Source organism: Pseudomonas morbosilactucae (assembly GCF_023241715.1).
GTDB lineage: Bacteria > Pseudomonadota > Gammaproteobacteria > Pseudomonadales > Pseudomonadaceae > Aquipseudomonas > Aquipseudomonas morbosilactucae.
On the sequence record NZ_JALQCW010000075.1, the window covers coordinates 59,255 to 72,675 of the forward strand.

The window sequence follows — 13,421 nt, forward strand, 5'->3', positions numbered from 1 at the left end:
AAGGCCCCGGGGCACTACCCGGGGCCTTAACGCCTGAACATCAAACCTAACCTGTGCAGCCAGGTCGCACGCCAGCACAGCAGCAACGCCACGCTAGCGCCGCAGGGCACTAGCGCCAGGCACCAGAACACGGTGCCCATCGCCAAACCCTGGCCGGCCTGGCTCACCAATAGCGCCAATATCAACACCAGCACTGCGCTTCCGCGTAACCCCCGCACACCAGGGAACGCCACCGAGCCCATCACCCGGCGCCAATGGCTGGCCTGGCTCAACGCCAAAGTGCTCAGCCCCATCCCCAGCAAGCCAAGCACCAGTAGATTCAGCAGCGCATCAGCCATCGTTGAGCGCCCTCTGCACCCTGTGCACCCGCAAACGCCAGCCCCACAAGCCGGCAAGCAGCGCGCACAGCATCAACACCAGATCGACCCCCGCCACCGCCCACAGACCCTGGTTCATCGCCTGCCAAGGATGTTCGCCCGTACTCCAGGCATTGGAGAGCACCGCCAGCAGGGCCAAGGCGCTGATCAGCAACAAGTGCGTTGCCCAGGGCGCCCGCGATTGCCCCGAGCGCCAGATAGCCAATAGGGCATGTACGGCCGCCAGTAACCAGGCCCCGTAAAATGCCCTGACCTCCCACTGGGCTCGGTCAATCAAGTCGACCGGCAACCATCGATTGACCACCAGCATGGCCAGGGTGGCCAATGGCATTCCAGTGATCAGCACGCTGCTGAATAGCGTCATCGACGCCACACCCCATTCCCCCGCAGCGTGCTGCAGGCGGCGCTTCTCCAGCCAGTACAACAGGCCACTGCCGAGCATCACGCAACCGCTCAAGCCAGCAAAGAAGTACAAGGCGCGCAACCACGGCTGCTGAAAATGCGTCACGTGCAACCCCGCCAGAAACTTGAAAGTCGCGGCAGCGGCAGGCAATCGGGATTCATGCAACATCCGGGCGCTGGCGCCATCGAAGTACAGGGTTTGCCCATCCTGGCTTATGCGATCAGCCAAAGAGCGACTGATCTCAACGTAAGCGTTGGCATCCCCAGGGTGCCAGACCCGGACAAACGCCGGCTCGCCACTGCCCCAGTGCAATCGGGCTTGCGCCATCATCTGGTCCAGCGAGGCCAATGACCCAGGGGTGCCCGACGCCGGGCGACGGAAGGCCGCATCCGCCTCCTGGCCGAACTGACCGGCCCGGTCCTGATACACCGCCAGGATGCCGGCAGGCAGGTACAGCGGAAACAGGATCAGCAGCCCGGACAACAAAATGACCACGTGAAAAGGCAGGGCAAACACGCCGGTCAGGTTGTGCATGTCCAGCAGGCGCCTGGGCGACTTATCGGCCCGCAGCGTGAAAAGGTCCTGAAACAGACGCGCATGGATGCACACGCCGGCAATCAACGCGATGACTCCCAGCATGGCGGCAAAACCAAGCAGGCGCGCACCGATGTTCCAGAAATTGATATTGAGGGTGTAATGCAATCGGTAGAAAAAATCGCCACCGCGGCTTCCGGCTTCGGGTAACACGCGGTCTTCTCCTGGTGCCAGAAAACCACTGAAACCCTGACGATCCTGGGTCCAGGCTTGGAATCGCAGCACGGGACGGCGCTCATCGGGCAGTTCCACGTACCACTGCATCAGCGGTTTGCCCTCGGTCAAGCGGGCAACATGAGGAACCACTCGCTGATCCAGTGACAGGGGTGTATCAACCGGTACCAGGCGAATGTGCGGCAGCATCCAACTGTCCAGCTCACGGTCATAAACCGCCAGGCTACCCATGAAAAATGCAATCAGCAGCAGCCCGGAAAAACCGATGCCGATAGATCGGTGCATCCACAGAAGCGCTTGCCGAACACTGGTGAACATCAGGCGTCTCCCGCCAGGAAACGAGTGCTTGCCCACATCAGCAGCGATGCGCTAGCCACCAGCAAGCCGTTGCGCGTTGTACGGGCAGCGCTGAACAGCCACAACACCAGCCATGGAAAAAGCACAAAACTGGCGATCGAACTGGTCAGCACCGCTTCACTGGGCTGCACGCGCCAGTGCACCAGGCACAACGCCAGAAAGCCGTTAAGCCCCCAACAAGCCAGGTAACTGAGCACTAGCACCAGCACCAGCCACGCGCTGCGTCGCGGGCCCAGGTTTCTCCCTGTCTGTTTTGACGCCGCTTGTCTCACCTCGCCTCCCTGATCGCTGGCCTTGTGGCCGACTCAAAAAAAACCGGCATACCAAAGTATGCGGGTGAGTGACAGGCTATCGCAATTAGAACTTGGCACGCAGTGTCATGGACACAGCACGGGGGTCACCGAAGATATTCCCATCCTGGAAGGTGTTGATGCGCTGGAAGTACTTCTTGTCGGCCAAGTTGGTACCGATCAGGTCAGCAGAGAGGTTTTGCGTGATCTGATAGCCAATGCCCGCATCGTACAAGGCATACCCGCCCTGACGAAGTTTGGTGCCGTTCATGCCGATGCCGGGAACATCCAGTTTGTTGTAGGTCTCGCTGACGATGCTGACGCCACCCTGGACGCTCCACTTCTCCAGCTCGCCGGGCAGTTTGTACAGGCTCCACACCCGCAACATGTTTTTCGGCAGGTAGGTCTGCAACTGCTCGTTGGCGCTGTCATAGCGTTTGTAGGTATGGGTGAAGTTCGCGGTGAGGAACCAATCGGGCGTCATCTGCCCACTCAGCTCAGCTTCGAACCCGCGGGTGCGAGCCTTGCCGCTGGCAACCACGGCACGAGAGCTCGGATCGTTCATATCCGGAATCGCGCGGTTCTCTTCTTCGATCTGGAACGCGGCCAGCGAGGCGTTCAACGCACCGTCGAGGAATTCGCCCTTGATCCCCAGCTCGTGCTGCTTGCCTTCCAGGGGTTTGATGATGTTGTTGTTGATGTCCAGGTTGCTGACGGCCTGCGGCTGGAAGACCCCGGAATAGTTGGCGTACAGCGAGTAGTTATCGTTGAGGTCGTAGATCAGCCCGTAAAACGGAGTGAATTTCTGCGACACGCTATCGCCATTCTTTTCCGACGGCGAGCCGGCCTCAGGCTGATGCTGGCTGCGGTGCATCTCAAGCCAGGTCACTCGCCCGCCAAGGACCAGCGTCAGCGGGTCGGCAAGGCTCAAGCGCACGTTGCTGTAAACCGCTTTTGCGCGGGTGTTGGCAACGCTGGTCGGCAACTTGTCCGAATCCGGGAAGGCCGGGTAGGCAAAGTCAGGCTGCGGGTCGTTGAGGTCGACATCCCCCAGGAAACTGGAGAAATAACCGCCGTTCGACGCGAACTCGGAACGTGAATAGTTGGCGCCCACCAACACCTTGTGTTCACGCCCAAGGAAGTTGAACGGGCCGTCGACGTACAGGTCGGCCTCGTCCTGTTTCTCCCGGTAATCAAACATGATCGAGTTCATCGACACCAGGTTATCTGCAGGGTCGATGCCCCCGCCGTTGCGCGCGTATGCCTGGGTCAAGTCGTAGTTGTTGTCAGCGTGTCTTAGGGACAACTTGGTTTTCCAGCCATCCCCCAACTGGTGCTCGATCTCGGTGAAAACAGCGGTGCTCCAGAAATAATCACGGTTCCAGTCTTCACCGTAAAAATTCTTGCGCGATGCATTCGGCAGCGACATCGCGGCCTCACCGGCTGCGTTGGTGTAGCGATAAGCCGGCAGGGAGCGCTGAGCGCCACGGATGTCGGTGTTCTGGTTGCTCGCACCAATCGTCCACACCGTATCGGGGGTCAGGTCGATATCGACGACGCCATAGACCTGATTCGATTCGCGCTTGCCGCCACCGTCGTAGTAGAAGCCCTTGTCGTGCTCACTGAGCACCAGGCGACCCCGCACGTTGCCGCTCTCGGTCAACGGGCCGGTGACATCGATCATGCCGCGGTAGTCGTCCCAGGAGCCGGCGCTGATTTCCGCGGACACTGCCGCCTCGGCCAACGGCCGCTTGCGCACCAGGTTGATACTGCCACCAGGACCACCGGCGCCGGTCAGGCTCCCAGACGGGCCCTTGAGCACTTCGACACGGTCGTACATGGTCAGGTCCGGAGAAAGAAAAATCCGGTTATCCATGGTGGTCGGCGTGCCGTCCAACTGCAGCGACGTGATTTCAAAACCACGGGAAAAGAAACTCAAGCGGCTGGCGTCAATCCGTTGCACCGTGACCCCACCGACCTTGCCCAGGGCATCTTCGAGGGTGTACAGGTTCTGCTTTTGAATGCGTTCCTGGCCAATGACATTGATCGTCTGTGGCACTTCGCGAAGGCGCAACGGTACTTTGGTCCCCACCGATACCGTAGGCGCTTCGGTCTGCATGCCCACAATCGACTGCTCGGGCAGTTCGAGCGTCTTGGGAGCTTCAGTGGTTTGCGTCGTCGACTGTTCCACGCTGTCCTGCGCCCATGCCACCGGCGTGAGCAACATCCCTCCGCTCACAATAGGTACCAGCAGCAAATTCCCCATTTTGGCCGTTTGCCGACCTTTTCCAGCTTGATGCATACCGCTCGCTCCTGTGGATGGTCCCCTGCGGGCCATCGTTTTTTTAATTGTTGTGCTACAAAAATCGCTTGGTTTGTAACCGGGCTGAGTCGCTCGGCTTCAGACTGGCGCGGACAGCTTCTGGACAGTGAATTGACCGGCATCCGCCCCTGCCTGATCAAACGGATAAAGCTGACCGCCATCGCACTTGAGCACGCGATCGGCAATCGAGAAGTAATGATCGTCGTGGCTGATGGCGATGATTGTTTTGCCCTGTGCCTTCAACTCGGGCAACAGCTCGCGGTAGAAAAATGCGCGGAAACCTGGGTCCTGGTCTGCCGCCCACTCATCGAGCAGCAGGATCGGACGCTCTTCCACCAACGCCACCAACAAGGCCAGGCGCTTGCGTTGTCCTTGCGACAAACGAGTGGTGGAAAGACCGCCTTGCTCGTCAATGGTGACCTTGCGCTCCATGCGCAGTCGCTCAAGCCAGGCCTGGGCCAGGTCCATGTCAAAATCGCCTTGCGGGCCTACCAGCCGCTCGAACAGATAGAAACTGGAGAACACCGTGGAAAAATGCGCCCGGTACCATTCGCGTAGCTCGGGGGTGATTTCCACACCTTGCAGACGCAGCGTTCCGCCGCTGGGCTCGTAGAGCCCGGTCAACAATTTAGCCAAGGTCGATTTGCCGCTGCCATTGCCTCCGACGATGAAGAGAATTTCGCCCTTGGCGACACTCAAGTTCACCGGCCCCAGGCGAAAGCCGTACTCATCGGCCAGGTTGGGGTAGTCGTAGCTCAGCGATTGCAGTTCGAGCATCGGCTGCTGTGCATCGGGCTGACCGGTGCTCGCCGAGAATTCAGAGCGGTAGTCGGCAAAGGACAGGGTCTGGATCTTTGCCAGTGACACGTTGCCCGCTACCAGGGTCGCCAGGCTGCCAATCAAGTCGTTCAGGGGCATGCGCAGGAACATCAGCACCAGCACAAAAGCAGCAATCACGCCATTGCCCAGCCCCAGCCAGGCCCCGGCAGCAAACAGACCGCCGGCCAGCGCCAGAATCAGGGTCACGGTCCAGTTCAAGCTCAAGGTCCAGTAGCGATCGGCGTGCACCTCGTTACGCCGTGCATATTCAGCGGCGGGTTGCAGGTCCAGAGAGTAGAACCGCTGCTTGCGATGGGCATTGAGCGCCAACTCGAAACGCCCTTCGATGGCGCCCTGGTAAGCCGCGTACAAACGGTCATCGGTTTCACGGACGCGCTTCATCAACTGGCGCATCTTGGAGAACCAGCCATGGGCCAGCCAGGTCCCCAGGCTCAGGCCGACGATACAAATCAACAGCAACTGCCAGGACAACCAGGCCATGTACAGGCAGCCACCCAGCATCAGTACCGTGTTGTAAAACACAAACGGCAGGCGATTGAAGGCCTGTCCGATACTCTCGATGTCTTTGCTCAAGGTCGCATACAAGCTCGCCTCGCCGATTTTTTCCAGTTGCTCGATGGAGGTGTCCAGCAGGCGCTTGACCATTTGCAGGCGCAATTCGTAAACCACGCGATGGCCCAAGGCGGTCAGCAGCGCCTGGGAGCCAAAACCGCAGCCGAACAACACGAGCAGCAAGACAAAAAACTTGGCGGCCAAGCCCGCGTTCATGATGACCGTGGCTGAAATCAGTCGATTGATCTCATTGAGCAGGCCAATACCGGCCGCCGCGCTGATCAGGCTGGTCAACAAGCCCAGACTCAACAATCCGCGGTGGCGTTTGAGCAGTGATAGGAACAGGGTCATGCAAAATCCTCGGGGCGACTGGCGCAACGGTTCGAAGGGTTCACTCGAAAGCCAGTAATAGCTTTTCAATCTCGGCCAGTTCATCAACCTCGGGCGTACTGCAAGCCTGCTCAACCAACGCAGCCATATCACTGAGCATCGGGTTGGCGAACAGCTGTGCCAGGGCGACCTCACAACCGAACTGATGCCGGATGCGTGCCTGGATCCTGACCAACTGCAGCGATTGAGCGCCCAGGCGGAACAAATCCGCACCGGGGGCAATCGGCCAGACGTTAAGCACGTCCCTCCAGATATCGGCGAGGCTGGTTTGCCACGACCCCACCAACTCACCGCCGGCTTCCTCGTCGACCCACTGCGGCTCTGGCAGCGCCTTGCGGTCGACTTTGCCATTGGCATTCAGTGGTAGATTCGCCAGCACCACAAACGCCCCGGGAACCATGTAACCCGGCAGGCGCCCACGCAGGCGCAGTTGAGTATCGGCCCTGTCGATCTCGGCCCGCTCATGGCACAGATATGCCACCAGCACCTCCTGGCCACCAGGTGCACGCCGTAATACGACGACCACCTGGGTGACACCCGGCAACGCCGCCAATGCCGCCTCAATCTCACCCAGCTCGATGCGGAAACCGCGCAGCTTGACTTGGAAATCGCTGCGCCCCAGAAACTCCAGGCAACCATCGCTGCGATAACGGGCGCGATCCCCTGTGCGGTACAGCCGACTGCCCGCCTGGGCACCCGGTGCCCGAGGCTGGACGAATGGATTGGGAATAAAGGACACCGCGGTGAGGTCCGGTCGATCGGCATAACCACGGGCAACGCCACTGCCACCGATGTACAAATCCCCGGCCACTCCCACAGGCTGGGGCTCGAGGAATTCGTCGAGGACATACAGGCGGTTATTGGCCAACGGGCGGCCAATAGGTATGACGGCGCTGTCAACTTGGTCTACGGCGTGCACCGCCGACCACACCGTGGTTTCCGTTGGCCCGTAGACATTCAGCAGCTTGACTTGCCGCGCCAACAAGCGTTCAGCCAACTCTGCGCCCAAAGCTTCTCCGCCGCAGAGCACTCGCAGCCCCTGCCAGGCGGGCGAGTCGTGTTCAATCAGCATTTGCCAGGTAGCCGGGGTGGCCTGCATCACGCTGATGGCCTGGTGTTGCATCAGTTCAATCAATGCACGCGGGTTCAGGCTATCTTCGCTGCTGGCCAAGACTACGGTGGCGCCCTGTACCAACGGAAGGAACAGCTCGAGCCCGGCGATATCGAAGCCCAGCGTCGTAACCGCCAGGAGCCGATCTGCGGGGGTCAGTTGTACATGTTCCTGAATACCGAGGAGAAAATTGACAAAAGCCTGGCGGTCAATATCGACCCCTTTAGGTCGGCCTGTGGAACCGGATGTGTAGAGGGTATAGGCCAATTGACGAGGATGCGTGGTCAGCCCAAGGTCAGTGACGGGGGACCGCGAAAGCTCATCGCCCAGGGCTTCCAGAGTGACCATCGGCGCCACCTGCCCAACCACCTCGCGCAAGGCTTCTCGCGTGAGTATCAGCCGTGGACGCGCTTGCTCGATGATGTCAGCGTTGCGTGCAGCGGGTTGACCTGGGTCGATGGGCAGATAACCTGCGCCACTTTTCTGAATGGCCAGAAGTGCTACCAGCAGGTCGGCTTCACGCCCCAGGCAGACACCCACACGGACATCACCGCCCACACCTTGCGCCTTGAGCCAATGGGCCAGTCGATTGGCGCGAGCGTTGAGTTCTGCGTAGCTCAACGAATGCGAACCGCTGACCAGCGCACAACGTTCGGGCTCGGCAGCGACTTGCTGTTCAAACAGGGCGAGCATGTCCTGGGCCGGCACTAGCGCTCGCTCGGTGCTGTTCCACCGGTCCAACTGCTGCAAACGCTGAGCGGCGTCGAGCATCGGCAGTTGCCATACCGGCAAGTCAGGCTGTGTCATCAAGCCGTCCAGCAGCAGGCGATAACGGCTGGCAAACCCCTCGACTGTCGCTGGTGTGAACAAGTCCTGGCTGTATTCGATTTCGCAAAACACGCCGTCAGGGCGCACGGCAACGTCAAACGTCAGATCAAACTTTGCGCTGTCCTGGCTGGGCAGTACGCGCTCGGTCTCAAGCCCCGGCAAAGTGAAATTGACTGCGGCCCCACTGCTGAGGTTGAACATCGCCTGGAACACCGGTGTGCGGCTGACATCTCGCTCGACCTCGAGATGCTCCAGCAGCAGCTCGAACGGTAGCTCGGCGTGCTGCAGGGCAGCAAGGGACTCGCGACGCAGGCGGTCGCAGAGTTCGCGACCGGTCAATTGCGCATCGAGCTGCACGCGATAGACCAAGGTATTGACGAAGAACCCCAGCAGTTCGTCGAGTTCTTCACGACTGCGCCCGCCATGGGGCACGCCCACAGCAAATTCGCGCTGGCCACTGCAACGTCCCAGCAACAGTTGCCAGGCCGCCAGCAGGATGACGAAGGGGGTTAACGCCGTACTGCGGCAGGTGTCGTGGATCCTGGAAGATTGTTGATCGTCCAGTTGAAAGCGCAGCCGTTGTCCACGCTGGCTTTGCTGCGCAGGACGAGGGAAATCGGTTGGCAGTTCCAGCACCGGCAGCGATGTACCTAGGTAGTCTTTCCAGTAACCGAGGTCGGGCTGAACGGCATCAGAGCCCAGGTGGCGACGCTGCCAGACGGCAAAGTCCACATACTGCACGGGCAGTTCGGGCAGTTGCACGACTTCGCCGCGTACGGCCTGCCCATAGGCCGTCGCCAAGTCCCTCACCAGAATGGGGTTCGACCACGCGTCGCTGATGATGTGATGCATCTTCAATAGAAGGCCATGGCTGAATTCGTCGTAACGAATCAGCTCGACTTTCAGCAGCGGAGCCAGGGAAAGGTCGAAGGCCGACTGATCTTCAAGCGTCAGCAACGTGCCCAAATGCTCGCGCCTGGCAGCACTATCGATGCCCGGTGCCTCACGCTTGTGAAGCACGAACGCCAAGTCATCCAGCACGGTTTGACGAGGCTCACCCTCCTCCTCGATAAAACGGGTGCGCAACACACCGTGACGCTTGATCAATGCCGTAAACGCGAGGTCCAACGCCGCGACATTCAGCTTGCCCGTGAACAGAAAGGCACGGGTCAGGTTATACGCCGTGGCGCTCGGGTTCATGCGCTGCAAAAACCACAGGCGCTGCTGAGCGAAGGAGAGGATTTGGGGCCCGGTATGTGATTGCGCCTGAAGGCGATCCGGCAGTTGAAGCGCGTCTCCTTGCAACAAGGCAAGCAGAGCATCATCGAGGTCATTCATCGGCGTTACGACGTCCCTATACAACCCGATCGGTTAGTTTGGGAAAGAATACTAAGAGCCAATGATAATTAATGTCAATTGAGATCAAGATACGTTTACACAAAATGTAACGACGGCTTTTTCAGGCACTGAACTTGCCGTCGTTTGGCTAGGGGTCAGGGCGGTTCTTGTTGGGTGCAGTTAAACCTGTGGGCAAGGCTCTATCACAGGCACCGAGGGCAAAAGACATCTCGCTTGAGGCCTGCCCCGGGTCGCTGCTGCCTAGGCGAAACAACTCACCAACGATTGACCGGCTCAACTAAACTGGCGACCAGAACTGCTTCTACCCGTGCCTGGTGAAACGCCATGATTGCCCATACCCCCACGCTGTTTGCCTGTGTTGCTTTAGTGGCGACGATCATGGCGTTCTGTCTAATCCTGGTCGGCCAGTTCAATCAGCGTGACGGTTTGCTCACCATTGGTTTTGGTTTGCTGGCCCATGCCTTGGCCTATGTGGGCTACACCTTTTACGGTCATGCGCCGCTGTGGTTTACCTATGGCGCGGCCAACTCCTTGCTGGCGGTGGCGCTGGCCTTTTATGGCGCCAGCCTGTTTCGGATTATCGAGAGGCCCATGTCCTGGTGGCGGGTGTTCGCGCCGGCGGCATTGATGCTGCTGTTGATGGTCAGCCTGATCGATACCCTGGAGCCACGGATGCTCGCCGCCTCTCTGGTCTTGATGCTGCAGTGCGCCTTGATCATCTACTGGACCCATCGCTACATCCCCGCCCAGGGCCGTGCGCGCATGCTGTTGATCATTGGTTCGAGCATCAGCCTGATCGGCTTGGGCATGCGGGTGGTGGCGGTGCTCGGCGGCGGTGCGGCGGAGATGCGCTATGACGTCAGCAACCTCAAGCAAACCATCTCGGTCAGCATTGGCACGTTCACCGCAATGATGATTTCCCTCGGCCTGGTGCTGCTGGCGAAAGAGCGCAGTGAATCGTTGCTTCAACACATGGCGCTGCGCGACGTGCTGACGGGCATCCTCAACCGGCGCGCCATCCTTGAGCAGTTCTCCACCGAGTTGGAGCGTGCGCGCCGAGACCGTTCCTGCCTGGCGGTGGCCATGGTCGACATCGACCACTTCAAACAGATCAATGACGTGCATGGCCATCTGGCCGGCGACGAAGTGATTTGCCACTGCGTCAACCACCTCACCCAGCGCCTGCGGCACTCCGACAGCATTGGTCGCTACGGGGGCGAGGAGTTCCTGCTGTTGCTGCCGGCCACCAACCCCGATGGCGCCATCGCCGTGCTCGATGAACTGCGCGCCTCCCTGGCCGAAGCACCGGCGCACTACGCTCAGTCGAGCATCGTGCTGCACATCAGCATCGGCGTTTGCTGCGGGGTGCCCGAGGAAAGCGACACCACCGCCAGCCTGCTGGCCAGGGCGGATGCCGCGCTGTACGAGGCCAAGGGCCTGGGGCGCAATACCTTGCGCATGGCGCCATCAGGTTCCCAGCAGAGTGACACGCCGTCCAGTGGCCTGTCACAGGCACTCAACGGCTGACCGAGCGGCGTGCAAGGACGCTCGGAGTCGGCGCCATCACCCAGACTTGAGCCTTACTCGGCCAGCTCGACGTAGCTCGACTCCCCGCCCCCCGTCGCGCCCGACAACCAGCCCCAGACGAAGGCAAGGGTGGTGCGCCCTGCGTGATCAACACCGACCGTGCCACGCGACCAGCCGGCCAGAATCTCCCCGTCCGTCGTGACGCAGTGATAAAGCAGCTCAATGCTGTCGGGCCCCGTGGCCCGCCCCACTTGATGCCCCATGCGGATCCGGCCGCCCTGGTAGGTGCTGGAAATGTCATTTCCCTCGACCTGATAATGAAACACCGTGCGGCGCCGGAGACCCCGTGGCTGTTGCCCGCGACGGTAAATCGGCGATTGTTCAAGCGCTCGCTGATTGCAGAAAAGGGAGTGTCCATAAGTGTCGCGTCCTTGAGTCGAGAGGTTTTACCAGCCGCAACCTTGCCATGATTTCAGCCGTCCGTTGGGGTCTTTTGCATCACCACCGCCTGGAGCTCAACGGGGTTTGAAAGCAGGCATCTCTTGCAGCAGCATCGTCAGCAAACGGTTGGAGCCCACGCTCAATTGGCGCCCGAGACGACTGATCAGGTGAACCCGCGGGCTGGCAAAGATTTCATTATGCAAAGGCAGTGTGCACAGGCGGCCGGCCTGCACCTCTTCATCCACCACAAAGGTCGGTAGCAGCGTCACCCCGCCTTGCATGGCATAGCGCTTGAGCATGGCGATGGTATTGCAGGTCAAGGTGGGGCTGAGCATCAGCCCCAACTGATGCTCGGCCTGGGTCAGTATCTGGCGTATACCAAATGAAACCCCCGGTAACGCCAGGCGATGGGCATCCAGGCCCGCCAGCGGAATCGGGCCAACGCTTTGGGTCAGGGGATGCTGAGGGTTCACCACCACACAGACCGGCTGGGGTTGCGAGGCATGGGAGCGGATTTTCGGGTCGGCGGCCGGGTTGAACACCAGGCCTAAATGCGCCTCATCTTCCACGACCTGGCGTATCACCTCGTTGGTTCCGCACACATTCACCTGAATCTCGATCTTGGGGTACAGCGTGGAAAAGTTGCTGAGCGGGCCCGCCAGCCCATCGATGAACCCCTCCCCCACGGCCAGGACGACAGAGCCGCTCTGCAGCCCTCTCAATGCCTGCAGCGAATCCAGCAGCAGCTCCTGGTGAGTCAGGCGTTGCCGGTAGTAACCGAGCACCCGATCACCGGCCTCCGTAGGCCTTACCCCACGTCGGTGGCGCTCCAGCAGTGGGCTGCCCAGTTCCTGTTCCAACTGCCCTATCTGGCGGCTGACAGCCGATGGCGCGACGTTGAGGACATCAGCGGCCGCTCGCACGCTGCCCAGCCTGACCGCTTCGAAAAAATAAAGAATCCGCCGATCTTGTACTTGGCTCATGGGCTTCCTGTGTTGCGTTAAAAGCAACAAAAGATTGAATTTGCGATTATTGCTGGCTCGCCTGCAGCGTGTCCATACTCGGTCCATCAGTAACAGGAGATGGAAATGAGCCCTCTTTGGCAGCGCCTTCGCGATCAAGCCCAGCAGTTGAGCGAACGCAATCCCGTACTGCACGACTACGCAACCAGCCACCTGCTGGCCTATGCCTCCTTCGAGGCGGCACTCGCCGCAAACCTGGCCCGCCAGCTGCAGGCGCAAGCGAGCAACGTCGCCCTGGAGCCCTGGTTCAAGTCGATCATCGACGCCAACCCGTCCATTGCCGAGGCCGCAGCCGCGGACATCCAGCACCTGGAAATCGTCAACCCGGCCTGCCCTGACCACCTCACGGCCTTTCTGACGTTCCGCGGCATTCAAGCCGTGCAGGCGCACCGCATCGCCCATGCGCTGTGGCGTGAGGGGCACGTGCAAAGCGCAGTGCTGCTGCAGAATTGGGCGGCCAATACCTGGAGCATCGACATCCATCCCGCTGCCCGGCTGGGGCAATCGCTGTTCGTCGACCATGGCATTGGCCTGGTGATTGGTGAAACCGCGGTGGTCGAGGATGAAGTCAGCCTCTGGCACGGCGTCACGCTGGGCAGCACCCTCAGCGAGGCCGGCGACCGACACCCAAAGGTTCGCCGCGGGGCCCTGATTTGCGCAGGCGCCACGGTTCTCGGAAACATCGAAGTGGGTGCCCATGCCATCGTCGCGGCCAACTCCGTGGTGCTCAAACCCGTGGCCGCTGGGACCGTTGTTGCCGGGGCCCCAGCCAAGGTGGTCGGCAACGCCCCGGCCGCGCTTGCCACCTTCACCGCTAAATCCAAAGGTTAACC

9 protein-coding genes and 1 pseudogene are annotated in these 13,421 nt (G+C 60.4%); 2 read left to right on the forward strand and 8 right to left on the reverse strand.

Going from position 1 to position 13,421, the window contains the following annotated elements; translation table 11 throughout:
• Positions 1 to 26 precede the first annotated feature (26 nt).
• The 6 genes from M1B34_RS25470 to M1B34_RS25495 form a co-directional block, all read right to left on the reverse strand.
• Positions 27 to 338, reverse strand: a complete 312-nt coding sequence (locus M1B34_RS25470) for a DUF3325 family protein (protein WP_268266570.1) — start codon at positions 336 to 338, stop codon at positions 27 to 29.
• Positions 331 to 1,866, reverse strand: coding sequence for a PepSY-associated TM helix domain-containing protein (locus tag M1B34_RS25475; protein WP_268266571.1), 1,536 nt, complete (start codon positions 1,864 to 1,866; stop codon positions 331 to 333). The genes M1B34_RS25470 and M1B34_RS25475 overlap by 8 nt, the downstream gene beginning before the upstream one ends.
• The gene (locus tag M1B34_RS25480; protein ID WP_268266572.1) at positions 1,866 to 2,108 is read right to left on the reverse strand and encodes a hypothetical protein; all 243 of its coding nucleotides are present in this window, start codon (positions 2,106 to 2,108) and stop codon (positions 1,866 to 1,868) included. The genes M1B34_RS25475 and M1B34_RS25480 overlap by 1 nt, the downstream gene beginning before the upstream one ends.
• A gap of 154 nt (positions 2,109 to 2,262) precedes the next feature.
• Entirely contained in the window at positions 2,263 to 4,422 is a 2,160-nt protein-coding gene (locus tag M1B34_RS25485; RefSeq protein WP_268266573.1) for a TonB-dependent siderophore receptor, read from the reverse strand.
• Between the two features lie 174 nt (positions 4,423 to 4,596).
• Positions 4,597 to 6,261, reverse strand: a complete 1,665-nt coding sequence (locus M1B34_RS25490) for a cyclic peptide export ABC transporter (RefSeq protein ID WP_268266574.1) — start codon at positions 6,259 to 6,261, stop codon at positions 4,597 to 4,599.
• A gap of 40 nt (positions 6,262 to 6,301) precedes the next feature.
• Entirely contained in the window at positions 6,302 to 9,577 is a 3,276-nt protein-coding gene (locus M1B34_RS25495) for a non-ribosomal peptide synthetase (protein ID WP_268266575.1), read from the reverse strand.
• Between the two features lie 345 nt (positions 9,578 to 9,922).
• Between M1B34_RS25495 and M1B34_RS25500 the strand changes: the two genes are divergently transcribed.
• A complete protein-coding gene (locus M1B34_RS25500) occupies positions 9,923 to 11,125 on the forward strand; it encodes a GGDEF domain-containing protein (protein ID WP_268266576.1) in 1,203 nt (400 codons plus the stop codon).
• Between the two features lie 53 nt (positions 11,126 to 11,178).
• Here M1B34_RS25500 and M1B34_RS25505 read toward each other — a convergent pair.
• Positions 11,179 to 11,543: pseudogene (locus M1B34_RS25505) on the reverse strand (avidin-fold protein).
• 97 nt (positions 11,544 to 11,640) lie between these two features.
• The gene (locus tag M1B34_RS25510; protein WP_123334086.1) at positions 11,641 to 12,549 is read right to left on the reverse strand and encodes a LysR family transcriptional regulator; all 909 of its coding nucleotides are present in this window, start codon (positions 12,547 to 12,549) and stop codon (positions 11,641 to 11,643) included.
• 105 nt (positions 12,550 to 12,654) lie between these two features.
• On the opposite strand from M1B34_RS25510, the gene epsC reads away from it, so the two are divergent.
• Positions 12,655 to 13,419, forward strand: coding sequence for a serine O-acetyltransferase EpsC (gene epsC / locus M1B34_RS25515; protein WP_268266577.1), 765 nt, complete (start codon positions 12,655 to 12,657; stop codon positions 13,417 to 13,419).
• The last annotated feature ends 2 nt before the right edge of the window (positions 13,420 to 13,421 follow it).

Bases quoted from the DNA above. Each gene is read 5' to 3' on its own strand.
- M1B34_RS25470 (WP_268266570.1), bottom strand. From the start codon at position 338: ATGGCTGATGCGCTGCTGAATCTACTGGTGCTTGGCTTGCTGGGGATG.
- M1B34_RS25475 (WP_268266571.1), bottom strand. From the start codon at position 1,866: ATGTTCACCAGTGTTCGGCAAGCGCTTCTGTGGATGCACCGATCTATC.
- M1B34_RS25485 (WP_268266573.1), bottom strand. From the start codon at position 4,422: ATGTTGCTCACGCCGGTGGCATGGGCGCAGGACAGCGTGGAACAGTCG.
- M1B34_RS25490 (WP_268266574.1), bottom strand. From the start codon at position 6,261: ATGACCCTGTTCCTATCACTGCTCAAACGCCACCGCGGATTGTTGAGT.
- M1B34_RS25495 (WP_268266575.1), bottom strand. From the start codon at position 9,577: ATGAATGACCTCGATGATGCTCTGCTTGCCTTGTTGCAAGGAGACGCG.
- M1B34_RS25500 (WP_268266576.1), top strand. From the start codon at position 9,923: ATGATTGCCCATACCCCCACGCTGTTTGCCTGTGTTGCTTTAGTGGCG.
- M1B34_RS25510 (WP_123334086.1), bottom strand. From the start codon at position 12,549: ATGAGCCAAGTACAAGATCGGCGGATTCTTTATTTTTTCGAAGCGGTC.
- epsC (WP_268266577.1), top strand. From the start codon at position 12,655: ATGAGCCCTCTTTGGCAGCGCCTTCGCGATCAAGCCCAGCAGTTGAGC.